Consider the following 22,256-nt stretch of genomic DNA (forward strand, 5'->3'; position numbering starts at 1 on the left):
CCTACCGCGGGTTCTTCTCGCCGGCCTCGACCGCGAGCGTCAGCCGGTTCTCGGCGGGCGCGACCGGGCAGGTGGCGTAGTCGGTGAATGCGCACGGCAGGTTGGCCGCCCGGTTGAAATCGAGGATCACCCGGCCGTCGGCGGCGGGGGCGACCACGGCCAGTGACCGCGCCGCGGGGTACGTGCTGACCCCGCTGGTGGCATCGGTGAACAAAACGTGCAGGCCACCGTCCTTGCCGGCGAACGCGACGAGTTCGTGTGCGGCGCCGTCGTACTCGAATGCCAGCGTCCCCAGCGCCGTGTGGTGGTGCTCGAGTCCCTCGACGACCGCACCCGTCGTCACGACGCGGGACTGCGGGAACGGGGTGAACGTTCCCGGCACGGCCCACTGCCGCGCAGGCAGGAACGTCAGGATTCCGGTGAACGCGGCGAGGGTGCCTGCCTCGGGGTCGTGGATCCGCAGGGCGACGTCACCGGTTCTGCGGATCACCTCGATGTTGCGGCTCCCGTGCCGGACGAGCAGACCGGGTGCACCCTCCAGCGGTGCGAGGGTCTCGGTGCCGTCGACCGCGTCGCCGTCGACCTCGAGACCGGCGTCGGCGGTGGCCGTGATCACCACCCCGTCCGCATCGGCCCGCCACTTCCCGGGCAGGTCGGGGAACGTCGTGTCCGTCTCGACGAGCCAGTGCAGGGCCGTGAGACTCAGCCATCCCAGCGGGTCGCGGAACGACTCCTCCCGCGCCGAATGCCAGTCCTGCCAGTCCTGCTCGAATGTCGCGCCTGCGGTGACTGCGGTCATGATGCCCGAACTCCTTCTGTCTGGTGATGCGGATGGCGCAGTCCGAGATGGCTGCGCAGGGTCGTCCCCGAGTACTCGGAGCGGAAACTGCCGCGGTTCTGCAACTCCGGGACCACCGTCTCGACGAACTCGTCGAGCCCGGCCGGAGTGAGGTGCGGTACCAGGATGAAGCCGTCGCACGCGTCCGCCTGCACGTAGCGGTCGATCTCCTCGGCCACCTGCGCGGCGGTGCCGACGAACTGCTGGCGGGTGGTGACCGCGATGATCAGTTCACGGATGCTGAGCTTCTCGGCTTCCGCCTTCGCCCGCCACGCGGCAGCGATCTCGCGTGGGTCCTTCGCGTGCCGGACCCGGCCGCGGGTGATGTTCGTGTCGTCGGCCGGTTCGACGTCCGGTAGCGGACCGTCCGGGTCGTACGCGGAAAGGTCACGGCCCCAAACCTGTTCGAGCAACGCGATCGCCGTCTGTGGGCCCACCTGCTGGTGCCGGATGTGATCGGCGCGCTCGGCCGCGTCCGCCGCGGAGTCGCCCAGCACGAAGGTCGCCGCGGGCAGCACCTTGAGGTCGCCGTGGCTGCGCCCGTACTTCGCCAGCCTGCCCTTGACGTCCGTATAGAACTTCTGGCCGTCCTCGAGCGATCCGTGAATGGTGAAGATCGCATCCGCTTGGGCGGCGCCGAATTCGCGGCCCTCATCGGAGTCACCGGCCTGCAGCAGCACCGGATGCCCCTGCGGGCTCCGGGGAATCGTGAACCGTCCCCGGATGTCGAACTGGGAGCCGGAGTGGGTGACGTCGCGAATCGAGTGGTCCGCGGCGAACACTCCCCGGGCGCGGTCGATCTGCAGCGCATCCTGAATCCAGCTGTCCCAGAACTTGCGGGCGCCCTCGATCAGTTCGCCTGCGCGGACGTACCGGTCGGCCTTGTCGAGGTATCCCCCGCGCCGGAAGTTCTCCCCCGTGAACGCGTCCGAGGACGTCACCATGTTCCACGCGGCCCGTCCGTCGGACAGGTGGTCGAGCGAGGCGAATTGCCGTGCCAGCTCGTATGGTTCGTTGAACGTGGTGTTGATCGTCCCCGCCAGGCCCAGATGTGTGGTGACTCCGGCGAGCGCGCCGAGCACCGTCAACGTGTCGGGCCGGCCCACCACGTCGAGGTCGTGGATCTGTCCTCGGTGCTCACGCAGGCGCAGGCCCTCAGCGAGGAAGAAGAAGTCGAACAATCCGCGTTCGGCGGTCTCCGCGAGGTGCACGAACGAGTCGAAGTCGATCTGACTCTTCGACTCGGGGTCGCTCCACACGGTGGTGTTGTTGACGCCGGGAAAGTGCGCGGCGAGATGAATCCGCTTGCGCTGGTTGCTCATGATGTCAGTCCTGCCCGGCGAAGTGATTGACGGGACGGGTGAAGCCGAGCCGCTCCCGGAGCACTCCGCTGTCGGGCGCTCGGTCGCCCGGGCGCAGCAACGGCAGGACGCGCTCGGTGATCTCGTTCAGGCCCGACGTCAGCGCCAGCGGCCGGAGGGTCACGCCGTCGACGCCCCCGGTGCCCACCACGTCGGTGATCAGGCGGGAGAGTCCCGGCGCGTCGCCGCGGTGGAGAATCGACGCCGGCTCGTATCGGCTGCCGGACCAGTTCTCGAGCTGGGCGAGGTCGCGTTCCGCCGCGTCGGCGGTCTCGGCGATCACCACCTCGACGTCCAGCAGGATTCGCAGCGAGGCGGAGTCCCGGCCCGCCTCGGCGGCGGCACGTCGCACCCGGTCTGCTGCGTCACGTGCTGCGTCCACGGTGGGCGCGCCGATGCGGATCACGTCGGCGCGCGCCGCGGCGACCCGGGTGGAGTGCTCGTCCCGCGCACCGATCACGATCAGCGACTGCCCCTGCGGCGATCGCGGCGTGATCGAGGGACCCTTCGCGGAGAAGTGCGTGCCCTCGAAATCGATGTAGTGCAGCTTGTCCCGGTCGATGAAGCGGCCGGTGGGCACGTCGCGGATCTCGGCGTCGTCCTCCCAGCTGTCCCACAGCAGGCTGACGACCTCGATCGCGTCGGCCGCCTCCGCCCACAGGCTCTCGGCATCCTGTGCGCCCTTGCGCCCGAACAGATTCGCCTGCGCCTGACCGGCCGACACGTCCACCTGCCATCCGGCGCGGCCGAGCGACGCGTGGTCGAGGCTCGCGATGGCCTTGGACACGTGGAACGGTTCGGTGTGGGTGACGGTCACCGTCGGAACCAGGCCGATGCGCTCGGTGGCCGCGACGGCCCGTGCGGCGATCGCCACGGCGTCCAGTTGTCCACGCTGATCGGAGTGTCCCGTCGTGGCGATCGCGAAGGTATCGCCGACGAACGCGAGGTCCACTCCGGCGGAGTCGGCCTGCCCGAGCAGGCCGGTCCAGTAGCCGGCGGTGAAGAGGTCCTCGGCGCGCGAGTCCTGACGACGCCAGGACTGCGGATGAATTCCCGTGCCGTACAGATCGACGGCGACGAGCGGGTCGTGTGGCTCAGGCATGAATCGATTCCTCCAGCTGTGCAGAACGTGGACGCACGACGGATCGTCCCGGGATGGCGTCGAGCAACTGCCGGGTGTAGTCGTGGCGGGGATTGTCGAATATTTCTGCCGCGGTGCCCGATTCGACGATACGGCCGGACCGCATCACCGCGACCGTGTCGCTGATCTGCCGGACCACGGCGAGGTCGTGTGAGATGAACAGGTAGCTGAGCCCGAGGTCCCGCTGCAGGCGCTCGAGCAACCCGAGGATCTGCGACTGCACCGAGACGTCCAGCGCCGACACCGGTTCGTCGAGCACGACGAGTTCGGGGTGCAGCGCGAGCGCCCGGGCGATGGCGACCCGCTGCCGTTGGCCGCCGGACAGCTCGGCCGGTCGGCGTTCGAGGTAGGTGCGCGGCAACGCGACCTGCTCGAGCAGTTCGGCGACTCGTGCCTCCCGTTCCGCCCGGGTGCCGACACCGAACGCACCGAGCGGTTCCGCCACGATATCCGCAACGGCCAGCTTCGGATCGAGGGACGCATAGGGGTTCTGGTACACGATCTGCACTCGGCGGCGCAGGGCGCGCAGCGCGCCGCCGCGCAGGGTGGTGATGTCCCGGCCGTCGAACTCGACGCGGCCTCCGGTGGGAGACTCCAACCGGATCGCGATCCGGGCCACCGTGGACTTGCCGGACCCCGACTCCCCCACCAGCGACAGAGTGCGCCCGCGGGGGACCTCGAACGACACGTCCTGGACGGCGTCGATGGCCGTGCGCCGATCGATCCGGAACGTCTTGGACACCCCGGACACCCGCAACAGGACATCGGGTTCGGCTCCGCCCGCCTCCGCGGCGCGGCTGGGCCCCCGCCCCACCGAGAGACTCGGCGCCGCGGCCAGCAGGGTGCGGGTGTACTCGTGCTGGGGGTTCTCGAGGATCTCGCGGGTGGGACCCGCTTCCACCACCTCACCCTGGCTCATCACCACGATCCGGTCGGCGCGGTCGGCTGCGACACCCAGATCGTGCGTGATCAGCAGGACCGCGGTGCCGGATTCGGCGATCCGCGCGTCGAGGTGATCGAGAATCCGGCGCTGCACCGTGACGTCGAGTGCGCTGGTCGGCTCGTCCGCGATCACGAGTTCGGGGCTGCACGCCAGCGCGGTCCCGATCAGGACGCGCTGCCGTTGCCCGCCCGAGAGGTCCTGCGGGTACTGTCTCGCCCGCACCTCGGGCTTGTCGATCCCGGCTTCGGATAGAATGCGCACCGCCTCGACGGCGGCCGTCCGCCGGTCGGCGAGACCGTGGATCCGGAGCACCTCGGCCACCTGGGCGCCGACCCGCAGGACGGGGTTGAGCGACGTCGTCGGGTCCTGGGGAACCAGGCCGATCCGGGCGCCGCGGACCCGTCCGAGTGCGCGCTCCGACTTGGTGTCGAGACGCTCACCGTCGAATGTGACGGTGCCGGCGACGGCCCGCCCGGATCCGCTGAGCAGCCCGAGGATGGCGTGCGCGGTGGTGGATTTTCCGGAGCCGGACTCGCCGACCACGGCCACCACTTCGCCGCGCGAGACCGTGAGGTCGACGCCCTTCACAGCCACGACGGGATCGCTCACGCTCCCGTACGCCACCCGCAGTCCGGAGACCTGGAGGAGCGGCGCCGTGGTGCCTGCCGCAGCAGTAGTAGTCGAACTCATCGCACTTCCCTCTGTTCGAGTGCATGTCCGAGTCGGTGCGCCGACAGCACGACGGCCACGATCACCAGTCCGGGCAGGGTAGTCATCCACCACGCGGTGGCGAGGTAGTTCCGGCCCTCGGAGATCAGCGAGCCCCACTCCGGGGTGGGCGGCACCGCGCCGAACCCGAGGAAGCTCAGCGACGACACCGCGAGGACCGCCATCCCGAACTCGACGGCGGCGAGTGCCACGACGGGCGCGTACGAATTCCGCAGAACGTGGCGGCGCAGCACCGTGTGCCAGCGGACACCCGACGCGAACGCCGCCTCGACGTACAGCGACCGGCGCACGCGCAGCACCTCCGAACGCATCACGCGGGCGAAGTTCGCGATCAGCGACACGCCCACCGCGATGGCCACGTTGACCGTGCCGAATCCCAGCGCGGTCACCAGAGCGAGCGAGAGCAGCAGGGCGGGGATCGACAGGAGGACGTCGACGACGCGCATCAGGAAGGCGTCCAGCGCACCTCCGACGGCACCGGACAGCAGGCCGATCAGCGAACCGACGACCAGTGCGATGCCCACGGCCAACAACGTTGCGGTCAGCGACAATCCGGCGCCGTGGACCACGCGGGTATACACGTCGCGGCCGATGTTGTCGGTGCCGAACCAGTGCGCGGCGCTCGGCGCCTGCAGTTTCTCGGCGGGCACCCCGACCAGCGGGTCGCCGCTCGCGAACACCGACGGCGCCACCGCGAATCCGACCGCGACGAGGAGCACCGCGGCCGAGGCCACGAGCACGAGATTGCGACGCAACCACGTCACCACGCGGCGTCCGCGGCTGTCCGACTCGGACGCGATCACGGGCGGCGGTTCGACCGGCGGAGTGCCGAAACCCTCGGCCTCGTCGATCAGTTCCCTGGTGAGGATGTCAGACATGAACCTTCTCCTCCACATCCGCGCCGCCGCTGCGGTCCGAACTGCGCCTGCCCTCGACGATCCGGGGATCGATCAGCGGGTAGAGCAGATCGACGGCGAGATTGACGAGTACGTAGACGACGGAGCTCAGCACCACGATTCCCTGGACCACCGGAATGTCCTGCGCCATCACGGACGTCTGGGTGAGCCGCCCGACTCCGGCGCGCGAGAACACCGTCTCGACGACGACCGATCCGGCCAGCAGATTCCCCACAAGCACACCGGCGATGGTGAACGCGGGAATGCTCGACAGGCGCAGCGCGTGCCGCGTCTGGATCTGCCAGCGGGACGCGCCCTTCGCCCGCGCGGCTTCGATGAACGGCTGCCGCCACGTGGTCTGCAGACTCGCCGCGAGCACCTGGGCGATCACCGCGCCGGTCGGCAGCGCGAGCGTCACCGCGGGGAGCACCAGCGTCGCGAACCCCTGGTCGCCGAACGCCGGAAAGGCCTTCAACCGGAACGAGAACAGCTGCAGCAGAATCAGTCCCACCCAGAACGTCGGCACCGCGACACCGAGCGGAGGCAGCGAGAACAGCAGATTCCGCAACCAGTGGACCCTGGTGTAGGTGGCGAGGAACGCGACCGCTGCCCCGAACACGACCGCGAGGAGCAGCGCCGCGGACGCCAGCGCGAGCGTGCTGGGGACCGCGTTCCCGATCGCCTCGGTCACCGATTGCCCGGTGGCGATCGAGTACCCGAAGTCACCGCGGACGGCGTGGCTCAGCGAATTCCAGTACTGCACCCACACCGGCTGGTCGAGGCCGTACCGCGCCTGGAGCTCCGCGACGGCGGCCGCGTCGACCGTCGTTCCGGCGGTCGCCGAGTCGACGGCGATGCTCACCGGGTCGGACGGCAACAGGAACAGCACGGCGAACGACACGGTGAACGTCGCCCACAGGACGGCGATCGCCTGCAGCACGCGTAGTCCGAGGTAGCGAATCATGGCTCAGCGTCCGCTGATCCAGGTGTCGAAGAACTGGAGCCGGGCCGAGGCCTCGAACTTCAGGTCCTGCACGTTCGGGCCGGCGCCGATCGCCTGCGACAACTCCACCGTGGGGATCCACAGGCCGTTGTCGAGCACCTGCTGCTGGGCGTCGGCGACGAGCGCGCTCCGCTCGGTGGTGTCGGTGGTGGCGAGCTGCTTCGCGAGCACGGCGTCGAGCGCGGGAATCGGTCCGCGGTTGTTCAGGTTGCGGCCCTCGAGTCCGAACTGGGTGCGGAGGATGTCACCGTCGGCGCGGGTGCTGTTGTAATAGGTGGCGTCGAAGTCCTTGGCATTCTGGCGAGCGGTGGCCTCCGGGGTGGACACGAGATTCAGCTGCAGATCCACTCCCACCTCTTTGAGCTGCTGCTGCACCAGTTCGAGGATGGCCTGGTTGCCGGCGAACACGGAGCTGAACAGAACGGGGAAGCTCAGCTTCTGACCGCCCTTCTCCCGGATGCCGTCGGCACCGGGAACCCAGCCCGCCTGGTCGAGGATCGACTTCGCCTTCTCCGGGTCGAATGTCACGTCCGGCAGCGCCACGTAGCCGGGGGTGCGGCTGGCCAGCGTGCTGGTGGCGGGCGTGAAGTTGGGCCCGAGCACGGTGTCGACCAGTTCCTGCCGGTTGATCGCCGGGACCAGCGCACTGCGCACGACCGGATCGACGAGCGGTCCGCGAGTCACGTTGGGCTGGAAACCGAACGGCGTCCCGGGGTTCGACGTGGTGAGCACCTGCCCGCCTGCGCCTTCGATCTGCGGGGCATCCTGCGGCAACGCGTCACTGATCGCATCCAGCTGTCCCGAGGACAGGCTGCCCGTGCGGACACCGGATTCGGGCACGACACTGAACTCGATGGTGTCGAGGTAGGCCTCGCCGTCGTGGCCGAACACGTCCGAACCCCAGTCGTATCCGGCGCGCTTGGCGAGGGTCACCGACTTGTCCTGCTGGTAGTCGGCGTACGTGAACGGTCCGGTGCCCGAGATGTTGCCGGTGCACCGCTCTTCGGCGGACTTCGCGACGGACGCATCGGACAGGATGCCCAGCTGCGGGGTGGACGACGCCTGCAGGAACTGCGCGTTGGGTGCGGCGAAGTCGACCTGCGCGGTCAGCGGGTCGATCACGGTGGTTCCGGTGTACCCGGCGAGGTAGCTGGCACCGAGCGGGGCCTTGGCGCCGGAGAGGGTGTTCACGATGGCGTCGAGATTCTTCTTCACCGACTCCGCGGTGAAAGGCGTTCCGTCACTGAACGTCACCCCCTCCTTCAGGTGGAACGTGAAGGAGGATGCGTCGGCGTCGGTTTCCCAGCTCTCGGCGAGCCACGGCTTCAGTTCGCCCGTCTCCGGGTCCTGGTCGGTGAGCGAGTCCACCACCTGACGAGCCACGTAGATCGTCTGATTCGTGCCCGACTGCGCGGGGTCGGCGCACGTGGGTGCCTGGGAGAGGCCGTAGCGGAGTGTGCCGCCCGGCTGTGCGGGGCCCGCATCCGCGGAGGAACTGCTGGAACCGCCACCGCAGGCGGTGAGCGCCGTGGCCAGCACGGCGGCGGCGCCGATACCTGCTGCGATGCGGGCACCGCGGTGGGGCGAGGACAAAAGCACTGATGGCACCGAGAACTCCGTGATCTCGAAGAAGTGCCGTGCGCGCTGCCCGTCGTATCGGCAGCGCTCACGCGCACAGGAAGGTGAGGGACACCGGATCCGACGCGGATGCGGTGTGAAGAGCCGGAACCCCGAGAGATCGGGGTGTCAGGTCAGCTGTGACAGATCGAGGTGGACAGCCGGCAGAGATCGACGTGCAGGCGCCCCCAGGCGCTCACGAAACCTTCGGTCAACATCGTTCCTCCATCGATCCCGGCGGTAGCACCCGCACCCGCAGGGCGGGGGGTTGCTGCGACGTCAACGAGCCAGGTCTCTCGGTCGCTCTGGATGGTCGTTACCGAGTGTAAGAGATCGCCGGTCGCGGCGCCACACGGACCCCGCTACCCGACCGCCTGCTGGGACTCGACCTCCCGCCGCGACAGGGCGGGCCGGAGCCCGAGGTGCTCACGCAGGGTGGAGCCTTCGTATTCCGTTCGGTACGAACCTCGCTCCTGCAATTCGGGCACCAGCAGGTCGACGATCTCGTCGAGTCCGGTGGGCACCAGATACGGCGAGATGTTGAATCCGTCCGTCGCCCCACTGCGAACCCACCGGGTGAGTTCGTCGGCGACCTGCCCGGGGGTGCCCGCGAAACCGGAGCGCTGGGTGGTCGCGATCGCCACCTGACGCAGCGACAGGTTCTGCGCCTCCGCCAGTGCCCGCCATTCCCGGGCGATGGCGAGCGGATCCTTTCCGTCACGCGCCGCCCCGCGGGTGACGGAGATCGGCGCGGGCACCGGATCGAATTCGGGCAGTGGACCGTCCGGGTCGCGATCGGACAGATCGCGGCCCCACACCTGACCGACCAGAGACAACGCCGTCTGCCCGGTGTACTGGCCCTCGAGAACCCAGCGCACCTTCTCCTCCACCTCGGACGCGTTCTCCGCGAGCACGATCTGCGTGCCCGGCAGAATCTTGACGTCGTCCTCGGGGCGCCCCGCACGACGCACTCTCGCCCTGATGTCCTCGGCGAAGGCGAGCGCCGCGTCGAAATGCGTTCCGTGCCGGGAGAAGATCACGTCGGTGTGCGCGGCCGCGAAGTCCCGGCCCGCCGGTGAGTCACCGGCCTGGAAGATGACGGGGTGTCCCTGGGCGCTGCGCGGCAGCGTGGGGGTGATCGTGACGTCGAACTGCGACGTGCGCCGGGACACCTCCCGCACCCCGTCCGGGGTTGCCCACGACGGCGCGTCGGTCCTCGTCGCGACCGCGCCGTCGGCCCACGCATCCCAGATCGCCCGGGCGGTGTCGAGGAACTGCCCGGCCCGCTCGTACCTGTCCGCGTGATCGAGGAAGCCGCCGCGCCGGAAGTTCTCACCGGTCCAGGCATTGTCCGTGGTGACCGCGTTCCAGCCGGCACGGCCACCGGACAGCAGGTCCAGCCCGGACAGCCGCCTGGCGAGGTCGGCGGGCTCGTTGTAGGTGGTGTTCTGGGTGGCCACCAACCCGATGTGCCGGGTGATGCCGGCGAGCGCCGCGAGCTGGGTGATCGCGTCCGGGCGGCCCACGATGTCGAGATCGAGGATCTTGCCCTCCTGTTCCCGCAGGCGCAGGCCCTCACCGAGGAAGAAGGCGTCGAACAGGCCGCGCTCGGCGGTCAGTGCCACCCGCCGGAACGTCTCGAAGTCGATCTGCGATCCGCTCGACGGATCCGACCAGATCGTCGTGTGGTTGACGCCCTGGAAGAAGACACCGAAGTGCACCTGGGCGCCGGGTCGGGCGTACGAGTTGTCGGTCATGTTCTCCACAACCTTTCAGCGAGAAGAGTGTTCGAGGCGCTCGGCCTGGAATCGGGTGACGGGACGGTCGAGGCCCAGCGTGCCGCGCAGGGTCGAACCGGGAACGGGACGGTGGGCGATGCCGGCACGGAGAAGCGCCGGAACCACGAACCGGGCCAGCACCGGAAGGTCCTCGTCGACGACGGCGGGATGCACGCGCACGCCGTCGACGTGCGCATCCAGGGTCCGCAACAGGTCCACCAGCCCGGTGGCATCGCCGGCGAACGACACCCGTCCGCTCGGCGGGGCAGGCGTGGACGCGCCCAGCGCGACGTCCAGTTCCGCGAACACCAGCACCGCCCCGCCTGCCTTTGCGCGCCCGGCGGCCTCGACGGTGTCCTCGACGGTCGGTCCGGACACCAGCACCACGTCGACCAGCGACGGATCGGTGTCCCCCGCGCGGCCGAACACCACCAGTTGCCCCTGCGGTGGTCGCGGCACGATGGCCGGACCCTTCACCGAGTACGTCTCGCCCTGGAAGTCGAGGTAGTGCACTCGGTCGCGGTCGAGGAAACGCCCGGTCGCATAGTCGCGGATCACCGCGTCGTCCTCCCACGAATCCCACAGGTCCCGGACCACGGTGATCGCGTCCCGTTCCTCCTGCGCAAGGTCGGCGGGTGCGGTGACCTCGGCCCGGCCCAGTGCGCTCGCGACCCGCGGGTCGGTGTCGCGTGCTGCGATCCAGCCACCGCGACCGCGCGACGCGTAGTCGAGCGTCGCGAGCTGGGAGGACGTGTGAAACGGCTCGGCATACGTGGTGCCGACGACCGGTACGAGTCCGATCGTGCTGGTGGTCGCGGCGACGAACGCCGCGCGGTTCACCGCGTCGATCCGGCCGACGGGTCCCCCGCCGGCGCCGGGAGGCAGGAGCGAATCATCGAAGGAGGCGAACGTGAAACCCGCGTTCTCGGCCGCCGCGACCCGGTCCGCCACCGTTCGCCCGGTCAGCAACCGGTCGGGTGTGTGCGCGGCTCGGCGCCAGGCTTCGGGATGCGCACCCTCGCCGTCGAGTTCGATGCCCAGAACCAGGCTCATGCGTCTTCCTCCTCGGTGCGGGCCGCGAGGGGGCGGCTCGGAATGGTCTCGCGCAGCGCGGGTGCCACCTCGGCCTGGAACAGCTCCAGGCTCTCGCGGTGCTGCTTGTCGGTGCCGACGCGGTCGGCGCTCAGGTGGATCACCTCGTGGCCGAACTGCTCGTGGTAGCGCTGCACCTTGTCGATCACCTGCTGCGGGCTGCCGATCAGTGCGGAACTGCGTTCGACGAAGTCCTCGACGGTCTCGAACACGACCGGAAGTCCTGCCCTGCGGGCGAAGTCGAGGCGAGCGGCGTGAATGGGACGCCACACGTCGAGCGCGTCCTGCGAGTTCGGAGTCACGTAGAACCCGGCGGTTCCGGCGCCGACGAGGGCGTCGGCGGGATCGTGACCGTAGTGCGTCCACCGTTCGCGGTAGTGCCGGACGAGTTCGGCGTACGAGTCGATGGGATACGTGACGTTCGCCGAGAAGATCGGATCACCGTAGCGGGCCGCGAGATCCACCGATTCCTTGCTCGTCGCGCTGCCGTGCCAGATCCGGATCCGTCGCTGCAGCGGGCGCGGCAGTGCGACAGCGTGCGCGAGCGACGGCCGGAACGCGCCCTCCCAGGTGACGTCCTCGCTCTCCCACAACTGCCGGAACAGTTCGTAGCCCTCGCGGTTGCGGTCCCACTGATCGTCCGGGGTGACGTGGAACAGCTCCGCTTGCGCGGTGCCGTTGCCCTTCCCGATGATGAGCTGCAGCCGGCCGCCCGACAGGTTGTCCAGCGTCGAGTAGTCCTCGAACGCACGGACGGGGTCGAGCAGGCTCAGCGTGGTCACCGCCGTCCACAACTGCAGCGTGCTGGTGCGCGCCGCGATGGCGCTGAGCACCACGGGTGGGGACGAGGACAGGAAGGGATGTTCGTGGCGCTCGCCCACCGCGAACCCGTCGTACCCGAGTTGCTCGGCGAGGACGGCGGACTCCACGACCTCCTGCAGCCTGGCTGTGGTGCCGATCTTCTCCCCTGTCACCGGATCCGGTTGGTGAGTGATCAGGCTCATCAGCAGAAATTTCATACGGACTCGTACTCCTTTGCGGCACAGGCGGAAGGCAGAGCGATAGCGGTGTGCAGGATCTTCTCGAAACCGTGGAATCCGACGTCCTGCGGTGGGAGGGAGCGGTCGAACAGTGCCGTGTACCCCGCCGCCAGATACAGGGCCACCGCCTCGGGCTGCCGCGGCCCCGTGGTGAGGAAGATGCGGGAATAGCCGGCCCGGACGATCTCGGCCTCGAGCTCCCGCAGCACGATTCGTCCGAGGCCGCGGCGGCGGTGCGCCGACGAGGTCCAGATCCGTTTGAGTTCGGCAGTCGTGTCGTCGTAGCGCCGGAAGGCCCCGCCCGCCACGGACGTCCCGTCCACGACCACGACGAGCAACGCGCCACCCGGTGCGGCGAACTCCTCCGCCGGATACGTGCTGAGATTTTCGTAGATCTCGTCGCGGGTGCGCTCGTACCGAGTGCTGTACTCGATCGCCAGTTCTTCGAGCAGCGGCGCGGCCAGTGGATCCGTCTGGTCGACGAACACGGTCTGCACGGATTCGGTCCTCTCGGTCACTGGTCCTCCTGTCAGCTGGTCTTCGGGAGTCCGGGCGGGTTGACGACCGACGTGCCGACGGCCTCGCTCGCGATGTTCCAGCGATCGAGAACCTGTGCGTACGTTCCGTTCTCGATGATGTGGTTGATGGCCTCGTTGACGGCGGTGATCAGCCCGTTGTCCTTCTTGGTGAGCACGGCGATCTCACCTTGGAGTGCATCGCCCGCACCGGAGAAAGTTCCGGCGATCTCGGTCTCCCCGGCCTGCGCAACGTGGAACGACGAGGACGGGTTGGGCCCGAAGTAGGCGTCGATCCGGCCCGACGCGAGGGGCAGGTAGTAGTCGGTGGTGTTCTGGTAGTAGGTGATGTCGGTGGGTTCGAGCCCTGTCGCGACGTTCTGCTCGCTCCACTTCACCAGCAGTGCTTCCTGATTGGTGCCGGATGAGACCGCGATCTTCAGGCCCGCGACGTCCTTGGGTTCCTTGATCTGGATGCCACTGCCCTTCTTCGTCTCGAACGCGACCGTGTCGAGGCGGTACGTCGAGAAGTCGTACTTCTCCTTCCGTTCCTCGGTGACGGTGACGTTCGAGATGAAGGCGTCGGCCTCCCCGGAGTCGATGCGGACGAAATTCTGCGCCCAGTCGGCGGCCTGGAGATCGACCTTCAATCCGAGGACGTCACCGATCAGGTGCGCGAAGTCGGTCTCCGTGCCGATGAGTGTATTGTCGTCGTCGGCGTAGAACCGCAGGGGCGGGGCGGAACCGGCGCTGCCCGTCACGACTAGCGTCCCGCGGTCGCGGATCTGCTGGGGAACCTTCGCGGCGATGGATTCGACCTCGTCGGTGGTGATGCGATTCTGGTCTGCGGTGAGGTTGTAGCCGGCGGCCGAGGTCGGCCCCGATCCCTCGTCCTCGACGTCGCCGCCCCCGCACGCGGCGGCGAGCAGCGCGAGGGTGGTGAGGGCCGAGGCCAGGATCTTCGTACGGAACCGTGCGGTGGACATGTGTGCCTTTCGGGATCCACACCGAGGTGTGGAGAATCAGAGAACTCGGGAGAGGAATGCTGTGGTGCGGACGTGCTGCGGGTTGTCGATGACCTGCGAGGGCGGGCCCTGTTCCACGACGACGCCGGCGTCCATGAAGACCGCCGTGTCGGCGACCTCCCGCGCGAATCCCATCTCGTGGGTGACGATCACGAGGGTTGCGCCGTCCCGTGCCAGTTGTTTGATCACGGCGAGGACCTCACCGACCAGTTCGGGGTCGAGGGCCGACGTGGGCTCGTCGAACAGGATCACCGCCGGACGCAGCGTGAGAGCCCGGGCGATCGCGACCCGTTGCTGCTGTCCGCCGGACAGTTGTCGCGGGTACTCGTGGGCCTTGTCGCCCACCCCGACCCGCTCGAGGAGTGCCTTCGCCTCCACCTCGACCTCGGCCCGGTCACGGCCCTGCGCCGACACCGGCGCCTCGATCACGTTCTCCAGCACCGTGAGATGCGGGAACAGGTTGAAGTTCTGGAACACGAATCCGATCCGGGACCGCTGCTTCAGGATCTCGCGCTCACGCAGTTCGTGCAGTTTGCCGCCCTTGCGCCGGTATCCGATCAGGTCACCGTCGATGCGGATGGTGCCCCGGTCGACCTTCTCCAGGTGATTCAGGGTGCGCAGCAGCGTGGACTTGCCGGAGCCCGACGGGCCCAGGATCACCGTCACCTCGCCCTTGCGGACCAGCAGGTCCACACCCTGCAGGACGTCGAGTGCGCCGAAGGACTTGTGCACTCCGCGCACCTCCACGGCGAACTCCGCCGGCTGGGCGTCGATCGTCATTTCGCGGCACCTCTCGGTACGGAGACACCGGCATCGAGGATCTCGGCGAACTTCCGGGCGAGCTTCTGCCACGGGGTCGGCGGCAGTGCCCGAGCCGATCCGCGTGCATAGTGTCGCTCGACGTAGTACTGGCCGATCGACAACAGCGTGGTCAGGATGATGTACCAGATCGTCGCGACCATCAGCAGTGGCACGACGCGGCCGTTCCTACCGAAGATCACCTGCACCTGGTAGAACAGTTCGGCGATCGCCATCGTCGACACGATCGAGGTGCCCTTGAACAGACTGATCACCTCGTTCGCTGCGTTCGGCAGGATGCCGCGCATAGCCTGGGGCAGAACGATCTTGAAGAACTGGCGTCGGCGCGGGATGCCCAGCGACTGCGCCGCCTCGATCTGCCCGTGGTCCACCGAGATGATGCCGGAGCGGATGATCTCGGCGGCGTACGCGGCCTGGTGCAGAGCAAGCCCGATGACGGCGGCGGTGAAGCCGCTGATGACGCCGTTGACCTCGAATGTGAAGAACCCCGGTCCGAACGGAAGGCCCAGCGACAGAGTCTGATACAGGTACGTGATGTTGAACCAGAACAGGAGTTGCACGATCAGCGGAATCGCCCGGAACGCCCAGATGTACACCCAGGCGATCACCTGCAGCACCGGGTTGTGCGACAAGCGGCTGACCGCCAGCACCACGCCGAGTGCGAATCCGAGGACCGTCCCCCACAGCGTCAGCTTCACCGTTATCCACAGCGCCTGCAGCACGGAGCCGGCGGTGAAGTACTTGGCGAACGTCGCCCAGTCCCATCCCGGGTTGGTGGCGAGGCCGTGGACGAACTGGGCGAGCAGTACCAGCACGGCGGCGCTGACGATCCACCGCCACGGATGCCATCTCCGCGCCACTTCCAGCGCGGCGTCCGCGTCGCCGGAGGGCACTGAATCGAGGGGCGCGGCCGAACGCGGCCGAACGGGGGCGCTCACGCTCCCTCACCACTTACGACAGACATCACTGAGGCGGCCTTTCACCTGGAACGGGACGGGAGGACGGCGCGTCTTCCGCGGGATGCGGGCGCGCGTCAGGCGCTCACCGGGCGAAATGCCCGGTGAGCGTGCTGTGAGACCTCGTCAACAGTGGCAGGAGGTGGTCCGGCACAGGTCGATGTGCCGTCTGCGCCACGCAGGGCGCGCAAAGTAGTTCATGTGCTGCCTTCCATCGATCCCGGCGGTAGCACCCGCACCCGAAGAATTCGGAAGGGTTGCTGCGACGTCAACGAGCCAGGTCTCTCGGTCGCTCTGGATGGTTGAAGCGAACACTAGCCGCATTCCCGAAGCCCGTCAACACGAGGTATTTCCCTGCAACACAGGGGAAATGGCGTCGGACGGACGCCAGAATCACCGTGCGCAGAAGTACTGACAGACGGAGATCCATGCGGTTGGATGATGCGTGCAACCCTGCATTTCCGCGGTCCTACGACCCGGCTGCCGGGGCTTCCGACGCCCTTGTAACGTCGCCTCGGTGACACCACTCGAAGCCATCGCGATCCTGGTAGCCGGCGTAGGCGCGGGCGCGATCAACGCCATCGTCGGCAGCGGCACGCTCATCACTTTCCCCACCCTGGTGGCATTCGGGTTCCCTCCGGTGACCGCCACGATGTCGAACGCGATCGGCCTGGTCGCCGGTGGCGTATCCGGAACGTGGGGTTACCGGCGGGAACTGGCCGGGCAGGGACCGCGACTGCGGTGGCAGATACCGGCGTCACTGTGCGGTGCAATTCTCGGCTCGTGGCTACTGCTGCACCTGCCCGAAACCGTGTTCGAACTCGTCGTCCCGGTGCTGCTGATCCTCGCCCTGATCCTGGTGGTGCTGCAGCCGAAGATCCAGGCCTGGGCAAAGCAGCGCGGCAGCCACGAGGCCGGCCTGAGCCCGGCGCGCCTCACCCTGCTGACCGTCGGGACGTTCGCCGTGGGCGTGTACGGCGGATACTTCACCGCGGCGCAGGGCATCCTGCTGATGGGTGTGATGGGCGCGATCCTGCCGGAGAGCCTGCAACGGATGAACGGCGCGAAGAACCTGCTCTCGCTGATCGTCAACGTCGTCGCCGCGACCGCGTACACGCTCGTGGCCTTCGAGCGGATCAGCTGGGCAGCCGCCGGCCTCATCGCGGTGGGTTCGCTGCTAGGAGGCGTCCTCGGGGCCCGCTACGGCCGCAGGCTGTCGCCCACCGCGTTGCGGGGAACCATCGTCGTCGTCGGCCTCATCGGTCTGTTCCGGCTGCTCGCATAGTCGCACATGCACCCTCCCGCTCCCTCATACTGAGTCGGTGAGCAACGACGTAGAGCACCCGGGCTGGACCTATCTCATGGACATGGACGGCGTTCTCGTCCACGAAGAGCACCTGGTCCCCGGGGCCGACCTGTTCCTGGCAGAACTCCGGGAATCCGGTACCCCGTTCATCGTTCTGACCAACAATTCGATCAGGACTCCGCGTGACCTCCGTGCCCGTCTGCTCCGCACCGGCCTGGACATTCCCGAGGAATCGATCTGGACGTCCGCCCTGGCCACCGCCACGTTCCTGGCGAACCAGCGACCCGGCGGCAGCGCGTACGTCGTCGGCGAATCCGGGCTCACCACCGCACTGCACGACATCGGGTACGTTCTCACCGAGAACGACCCCGACTACGTGGTCCTCGGCGAGACCCGCACCTACTCCTTCGAAGCGATCACCACCGCAATTCGTCTGGTGGAGAGGGGCGCTCGCTTCATCGCCACCAACCCCGACCCCACCGGCCCGTCCCGGGAGGGTTCCCTTCCGGCCACGGGATCCGTTGCGGCACTGATCAGCAGGGCCACGGGTCGCGACCCGTACTACGTGGGCAAGCCGAATGCGCTGATGATGCGCTCGGCGCTGCGGGCCATCGGCGCGCACTCCGCGAACACACTGATGATCGGCGACCGCATGGACACCGACATCGTCTGCGGGCTGGAGGCCGGGCTGCAGACCATCCTCGTCCTCACCGGAATTTCGACGCGGGATTCGGTGGAACTGTTCCCCTACCGCCCCACCGCGGTGCTCAAATCGGTCGCCGATCTGGTCGGCCGCACGTCGGATCCGTTCGGCGATGCGGCTCCGCCACCCGTGAGTACTTCCTAACCGCGGGACGTTGACAAGTACTCACGGGTGGCGGCAGCCGGTGACGCCCCTGATGGTCGCTGCCCTGTACGTCCCGAACGTGATCCGGTTCCCGTCTCCACCGGCGAACGTCACGTCGTGGCGTCCGGGTCGGTCGGCGTGCACGTCGAGCCGGTCCATTCCGGCGTCGGTGGCGATCGCACGGGCCGCGGCCAGCACGGCGGGCCAGTCCGCGTCGCCGATCGGGGTGTCGGACAGCAATACCTGCGTGGTGGCGGATTGCCCCTCCGCGTACGCATACGGTCCCGGGCATCCGCCGCCCTGGCTGCGTTCGCGATGCCACCGCCACCGGACATCCGGTGCAATCGCAGCGACGGCCTCGCTGATCCGCACCAGTGCATCGGTGACCTGCCGCTCGGTGACCGCGAGTGTCGGCCGGTCGCTCAGGCTCTCCGCCGCCGCCGCGATCTCCTCGTCGCTGAAGTTGTACGGGTTGTCCATCACGCCACCACATCCGCTCGTCAGAATCGCCGCGCCGATCGCGGCGACCGCCTTCACTGCCCACCCGCCGCGGTCCGTCACCGGATCGCGAGTTCCGGCAACCCCGCGACGATCACCGCCATGTTGTAGCCGGACGTCCGCAGCTCTCCGTTGCCACTCGGCCGTGGATACTCGCTGTGCCCGTTGGCATCTTCGCGCTGCACACCGTCCGGGGTCGCCGCCTCGCACACCGACAGTTGCTCGAGGTGCGTCTGCACCGGATCGGGCCCGAGCCTGCCGAACCCGTCTGCCACGGTGATGGGGTCGTCGTGCGCGCGCATCACGAACCCGTGCCGGGGTGCCAAACCGAGATCCGATTCGTCGTTCGCGTCGAACCCGGGCGACCCGTAGAACACGGCGTCGTCGACCGGTTGCCGCGGTCCCGCGTCCTGCAGGGCCAGTCCCTGGGTGTACGAACCATACGAATGGCCGAGCGCGGTGATATGCGAATCGGGCGTCCGGGAAGCAATGTCGAGACCCTCGTAGAACGAGGCGAGTTTCGGGGCACCCGCGGTCGCGCGGTCGGACTGCCAGGAATCGACGAGCCATCCGCGCCCGAGATTCTGGTCGATGAACGGCACGTCGTAATTGCCCGGACCGGTGGTGGTCGGAGGCTGATAGCCCAGCCACGCGATCGTCGACACCGTGTCGCCGGTGCGGCCGGCCAGGTCCAATTGCCGTTCGGTCTCGGCCTTCAGCGCCGCCGCCTCGTCGGTCATCCCGCGCAGCGAGGCGACGGTCGTGTCGATGCCCGGTGTGGTGACGGAGATGTGGTCGGCGGTGTCCGGGTCGCCGAGTGCGAACGCGGCCATCGTCCGTTCCCCCGACTGCAGGTCGAGCAGCATCAACCTGCTGTCCGGATGATCGCGCACGAGTTTCTCGAGGTCGTCGAGGTCCCGCAACTTCTGCTCGGCGTACCACAGCCGGGCGTCGTCTTCGGTGAAGACTCCACCGAACTTGTTGCGGTCCAGCCTTTCCCGGAGCCGGACCCGTTCCGCCTCCCATCGCGACCGCTCGTCGTCGAACCGGCTCACGTTCGCCTCGTGCCGCACCGCGGACGGGATGCCGTCGCGATTACCCACCCACTCGGGATGCTGCTCGATCACCTCGCGGCGCTGGGCTGCCGGCAGGGCGTCCCAGTACTCGCGGTTGTCGAGCGGGGAGCCGTCCGGCGGCGGCGCAGGGGCGGACAGTCCGGTGCCCGGGCGATCCGTCTCACCGGGTTCGGCCGCGCCGTCCGCGGCCCGCGCCAGGACAGCGGCCGCGTCGGCGACGAGGTCCTCCATCTGCAGGATCAACGCCCGGGCGGCGGCACGAAGTTCGTCCCGCCGTGTTGCCGCAGCGTCGACCGGCGGTCCGGGCGCATCGATGATGTCCCCGTTGTCCGACAGGGCCATCCCGTGGGCGGCAGCCGCTTCCCGGAGGCCGTCGACCTCGGCTTTCAGGTGCGTGACCGCGTCGACCAGGTCGCGGGCCAGCCTCTCGACGACGGCGATCGCCGTCGCCTCACCGCTCAGATCATCCGCGACGACCCGGAACCGCCGACGTGCGGCGTCCGCGGCGTCGTCCTGCCACGCCGGCAACCGGCCGATGTCGGCGAGACCGTCCTGCACGAAACGGATCGTCGCCGCCCGCACCGACAGCGACCGGTGCACCGCCTGCAGCGCGCGGGTGTCCCACTGGACTATGTCCCTCAGATTCACGATCCCCCCCAGGATGCATAATGCCCGTACCCTAACGGATCGATCGCGTCCGCGGGAGTCCGATCTCGTCTCGACCGACACGAAGGATCGAAAATGAGCGGTTCCATCCACGTCGACACGGCGGCCCTACGCGCGGCGGCCGGTCAGCTCGACGTCCTGTTCGACGACGCGTCCTCACAACTGAACACCATCGACGCGGCCCTCGCCGACTCGGGTGCGGCGTGGCCGGAGGCGGCCGAAGCTGCGTTCGGCCGGTTCACGTCCTATCTGGACAATCGCCGGGAGTTGTTGCAGCGGACTGTGGCCGAGATGTCGACGAATCTCGTCGAGTGCGCGCGCCGATACGACGCTCAGGACGGGGCCACCGCCGGGCACCTCGACGCGGTCGCGTCGGCCACGAGCCTCGACCTGTAGGCGCTTCGCGCCCGTGCGCCTTTGTGGTTGCCGGAACAACCAGAAAGGCGCACGGGCGGCGGAGCCGCCTATGCCAGCGCCTGCTCCAGGTCCGTCAGCAGGTCGGCGGTGTCTTCGAGTCCCACGGACAGCCGGACGACGCCGTCGGTGATGCCCACGGCTGCACGACCTTCCGGGCCCATCGCCCGGTGGGTGGTGGTGGCCGGGTGGGTGATGAGCGACTTGGAGTCGCCGAGGTTGTTGGAGATGTTGACCAGCCGCAGGGCGTCGAGGAGTTCGAATGCCCGCTTCTTCGCTTCGCCCTCGGATGCGTTCAGCGCGAAGGTGACGACGGTGCCGCCGCCGCTCATCTGCCGCTTGGCGAGTTCGTGCTGGGGATGCGATGCGAGGAACGGGTACTTGACCCAGTCGACCGCGGAGTGGTCCTCGAGGAACTGTGCGATCTCCAGTGCGGAGCCCACGGAGTGGCGCACCCGGATCGGCATCGTCTCGAGCCCCTTGAGGAGCGTCCACGCGTTGAACGGGCTGAGCGCCGGCCCGGTGTGGCGCATGAGGTTCTGGACGGGACCCTCGATGTAGTCCTTCGGCCCGAGGATTGCCCCGCCGAGCACGCGGCCCTGGCCGTCGATGTGCTTGGTGCCGGAGTAGACGACGATGTCGGCACCCAGCTCCAGGCTGTGCTGCAGCAGCGGCGTCGCGAACACGTTGTCCAGCACGACCTTTGCGCCGGCGGCATGCGCGAGCTCCGCCACCCGGGGCACGTCGACGAGCGTCTGCATCGGGTTCGACGGCGTCTCGAAGAACACCGCGGTGGTCGGCTCGGACAGAGCCTTCTCCCACTGGTCGAGGTCTTCACCGTCGACGAACACCGTCTCCACACCCCAGCGGGGCAGGATCTCGTTGCACACCACGAAGCAGGAACCGAACAGGCTACGTGCCGCGACCAGTCGGTCGCCGGCCTTCAGCAGCGCGCCCAGTGCGGTGAACACCGCGGACATGCCGCTGGCGGTGCCGAAGCACGCCTCTGCGCCCTCGATCAGGCGCAGCCGCTCCTCGAACATCTTCACGGTCGGGTTACCGTACCGGGAGTAGACGAAGTGATCGATCTCGCCGGTGAACGACGCCTCGGCCGCTCCCGCGCTCTCGAACACGAAACCGGAGTTCAGGAAGATCGCTTCGGACGTCTCTTCGAACCCGGAACGGAGGGTTCCTCCGCGCACGCTGATCGTGCCCTGGCCGATGTCGTCCGGCAGCGCCTTGTCAAACGCGCCGCCTCGAGGAATTGCACTCACCACTGCCTCCACGGCAGGCCCAGCGCCCGCCAGCCGACCGCCCCACGGTGACCTTCGGCGTCCAAGCCGCCTTCGAAACCGTCGAGCACGTTGTACGACGGGCCGATGCCCGCCGCTGTCGCGGCCTCCGCCGCACCGATGGACCGCTGGCCGGAGCGACACAGGAAGATCACCGGGGCGTTCTCGCCACCCGCGATCCCGGCCTCCTTCAGCTGGTCCACGAAGTTGTCGTTACGAGTGCCCGTCGGGTAGCTGACCCATTCGATCAGCACGGTCTTCCGCCCGAGCGAGGTGGTGTCGGGGACTCCGACGTACTTCCACTCGGCGTCCGTCCGCACATCCACGAGCACAGCGTCGGGATTCTCGCGGAGCAGCTCCCAGGCATGCTCCGGCGTTATGTCGCCTGCGTAACTCACCATGTC

The 22,256-nt window shown here is 68.4% G+C and carries 23 protein-coding genes and 2 riboswitches; of the genes, 3 read left to right on the top strand and 20 right to left on the bottom strand.

Going from position 1 to position 22,256, the window contains the following annotated elements:
* Position 1: 1 nt before the first annotated feature.
* The 16 genes from FND50_RS29275 to FND50_RS37905 all read right to left on the bottom strand — a co-directional run bounded on the left by FND50_RS29275 (position 2) and on the right by FND50_RS37905 (position 15,954).
* Complete coding sequence (locus FND50_RS29275; RefSeq protein ID WP_144288001.1) at positions 2-799, bottom strand: DUF1684 domain-containing protein; 798 nt, start codon at positions 797-799, stop codon at positions 2-4.
* Positions 796-2,160: an NtaA/DmoA family FMN-dependent monooxygenase gene (locus FND50_RS29280; RefSeq protein ID WP_144288002.1), complete on the bottom strand. Its 1,365-nt coding sequence runs from the start codon at positions 2,158-2,160 to the stop codon at positions 796-798. Before FND50_RS29280 ends, FND50_RS29275 begins: the two co-directional genes overlap by 4 nt.
* A gap of 4 nt (positions 2,161-2,164) precedes the next feature.
* Entirely contained in the window at positions 2,165-3,301 is a 1,137-nt protein-coding gene (locus FND50_RS29285; RefSeq protein WP_144288003.1) for an LLM class flavin-dependent oxidoreductase, read from the bottom strand.
* A complete protein-coding gene (locus tag FND50_RS29290; RefSeq protein WP_144288004.1) occupies positions 3,294-4,973 on the bottom strand; it encodes an ABC transporter ATP-binding protein in 1,680 nt (559 codons plus the stop codon). Before FND50_RS29290 ends, FND50_RS29285 begins: the two co-directional genes overlap by 8 nt.
* The gene (locus FND50_RS29295; protein ID WP_144288005.1) at positions 4,970-5,890 is read right to left on the bottom strand and encodes an ABC transporter permease; all 921 of its coding nucleotides are present in this window, start codon (positions 5,888-5,890) and stop codon (positions 4,970-4,972) included. Before FND50_RS29295 ends, FND50_RS29290 begins: the two co-directional genes overlap by 4 nt.
* On the bottom strand, positions 5,883-6,872 hold the full coding sequence (locus tag FND50_RS29300) for an ABC transporter permease (protein WP_144288006.1): 990 nt from the start codon (positions 6,870-6,872) through the stop codon (positions 5,883-5,885). Before FND50_RS29300 ends, FND50_RS29295 begins: the two co-directional genes overlap by 8 nt.
* A 3-nt stretch (positions 6,873-6,875) precedes the next feature.
* Complete coding sequence (locus tag FND50_RS29305) at positions 6,876-8,510, bottom strand: ABC transporter substrate-binding protein (RefSeq protein ID WP_144289191.1); 1,635 nt, start codon at positions 8,508-8,510, stop codon at positions 6,876-6,878.
* 152 nt (positions 8,511-8,662) lie between these two features.
* Positions 8,663-8,746 carry a putative leader peptide gene (locus tag FND50_RS37900; RefSeq protein WP_310794466.1) on the bottom strand — a complete coding sequence of 28 codons (84 nt, stop codon included), beginning with the start codon at positions 8,744-8,746 and terminating at the stop codon, positions 8,663-8,665.
* Positions 8,747-8,750: 4 nt separating this feature from the next.
* A riboswitch (SAM riboswitch) is annotated at positions 8,751-8,844 on the bottom strand.
* Positions 8,845-8,890: 46 nt separating this feature from the next.
* Complete coding sequence (locus FND50_RS29310) at positions 8,891-10,285, bottom strand: NtaA/DmoA family FMN-dependent monooxygenase (protein ID WP_112300984.1); 1,395 nt, start codon at positions 10,283-10,285, stop codon at positions 8,891-8,893.
* Positions 10,286-10,300: 15 nt separating this feature from the next.
* A complete protein-coding gene (locus FND50_RS29315) occupies positions 10,301-11,359 on the bottom strand; it encodes an LLM class flavin-dependent oxidoreductase (protein ID WP_144288007.1) in 1,059 nt (352 codons plus the stop codon).
* Positions 11,356-12,417 carry an LLM class flavin-dependent oxidoreductase gene (locus FND50_RS29320; RefSeq protein WP_144288008.1) on the bottom strand — a complete coding sequence of 354 codons (1,062 nt, stop codon included), beginning with the start codon at positions 12,415-12,417 and terminating at the stop codon, positions 11,356-11,358. Before FND50_RS29320 ends, FND50_RS29315 begins: the two co-directional genes overlap by 4 nt.
* Positions 12,414-12,956 (bottom strand): GNAT family N-acetyltransferase, encoded by a 543-nt coding sequence (locus FND50_RS29325; protein WP_144288009.1) that lies wholly within the window; start codon positions 12,954-12,956, stop codon positions 12,414-12,416. Before FND50_RS29325 ends, FND50_RS29320 begins: the two co-directional genes overlap by 4 nt.
* A gap of 11 nt (positions 12,957-12,967) precedes the next feature.
* A complete protein-coding gene (locus FND50_RS29330) occupies positions 12,968-13,939 on the bottom strand; it encodes an ABC transporter substrate-binding protein (protein WP_144288010.1) in 972 nt (323 codons plus the stop codon).
* 36 nt (positions 13,940-13,975) lie between these two features.
* Positions 13,976-14,758: an amino acid ABC transporter ATP-binding protein gene (locus tag FND50_RS29335; protein WP_144288011.1), complete on the bottom strand. Its 783-nt coding sequence runs from the start codon at positions 14,756-14,758 to the stop codon at positions 13,976-13,978.
* Positions 14,755-15,735, bottom strand: coding sequence for an amino acid ABC transporter permease (locus tag FND50_RS29340; RefSeq protein ID WP_397492724.1), 981 nt, complete (start codon positions 15,733-15,735; stop codon positions 14,755-14,757). The genes FND50_RS29335 and FND50_RS29340 overlap by 4 nt, the downstream gene beginning before the upstream one ends.
* A 144-nt stretch (positions 15,736-15,879) precedes the next feature.
* Positions 15,880-15,954: a putative leader peptide gene (locus FND50_RS37905; RefSeq protein ID WP_397494228.1), complete on the bottom strand. Its 75-nt coding sequence runs from the start codon at positions 15,952-15,954 to the stop codon at positions 15,880-15,882.
* 7 nt (positions 15,955-15,961) lie between these two features.
* Positions 15,962-16,058: riboswitch (SAM riboswitch) on the bottom strand.
* A gap of 212 nt (positions 16,059-16,270) precedes the next feature.
* Between FND50_RS37905 and FND50_RS29345 the strand changes: the two genes are divergently transcribed.
* Together FND50_RS29345 and FND50_RS29350 are read left to right on the top strand one after the other, a co-directional pair.
* The gene (locus tag FND50_RS29345; protein WP_144288012.1) at positions 16,271-17,038 is read left to right on the top strand and encodes a sulfite exporter TauE/SafE family protein; all 768 of its coding nucleotides are present in this window, start codon (positions 16,271-16,273) and stop codon (positions 17,036-17,038) included.
* A 76-nt stretch (positions 17,039-17,114) separates the two neighbouring features.
* The gene (locus tag FND50_RS29350) at positions 17,115-17,906 is read left to right on the top strand and encodes an HAD-IIA family hydrolase (RefSeq protein ID WP_005562415.1); all 792 of its coding nucleotides are present in this window, start codon (positions 17,115-17,117) and stop codon (positions 17,904-17,906) included.
* A gap of 21 nt (positions 17,907-17,927) precedes the next feature.
* On the opposite strand, the gene FND50_RS29355 is transcribed toward FND50_RS29350, so the two are convergent.
* Entirely contained in the window at positions 17,928-18,467 is a 540-nt protein-coding gene (locus tag FND50_RS29355; protein ID WP_144288013.1) for an LppA family lipoprotein, read from the bottom strand.
* Entirely contained in the window at positions 18,464-20,128 is a 1,665-nt protein-coding gene (locus FND50_RS29360; protein WP_144288014.1) for an alpha/beta hydrolase, read from the bottom strand. The genes FND50_RS29355 and FND50_RS29360 overlap by 4 nt, the downstream gene beginning before the upstream one ends.
* Before the next feature lie 93 nt (positions 20,129-20,221).
* Between FND50_RS29360 and FND50_RS29365 the strand changes: the two genes are divergently transcribed.
* On the top strand, positions 20,222-20,542 hold the full coding sequence (locus FND50_RS29365; protein WP_144288015.1) for a type VII secretion target: 321 nt from the start codon (positions 20,222-20,224) through the stop codon (positions 20,540-20,542).
* Between the two features lie 68 nt (positions 20,543-20,610).
* On the opposite strand, the gene FND50_RS29370 is transcribed toward FND50_RS29365, so the two are convergent.
* Positions 20,611-21,834: an O-succinylhomoserine sulfhydrylase gene (locus tag FND50_RS29370; protein ID WP_144288016.1), complete on the bottom strand. Its 1,224-nt coding sequence runs from the start codon at positions 21,832-21,834 to the stop codon at positions 20,611-20,613.
* The gene (locus FND50_RS29375; RefSeq protein ID WP_005562410.1) at positions 21,831-22,250 is read right to left on the bottom strand and encodes a rhodanese-like domain-containing protein; all 420 of its coding nucleotides are present in this window, start codon (positions 22,248-22,250) and stop codon (positions 21,831-21,833) included. Before FND50_RS29375 ends, FND50_RS29370 begins: the two co-directional genes overlap by 4 nt.
* Between the last annotated feature and the right edge of the window lie 6 nt (positions 22,251-22,256).

It is taken from the genome of Rhodococcus sp. WB9, assembly GCF_007558985.1.
Lineage (GTDB): Bacteria > Actinomycetota > Actinomycetes > Mycobacteriales > Mycobacteriaceae > Rhodococcus_F > Rhodococcus_F opacus.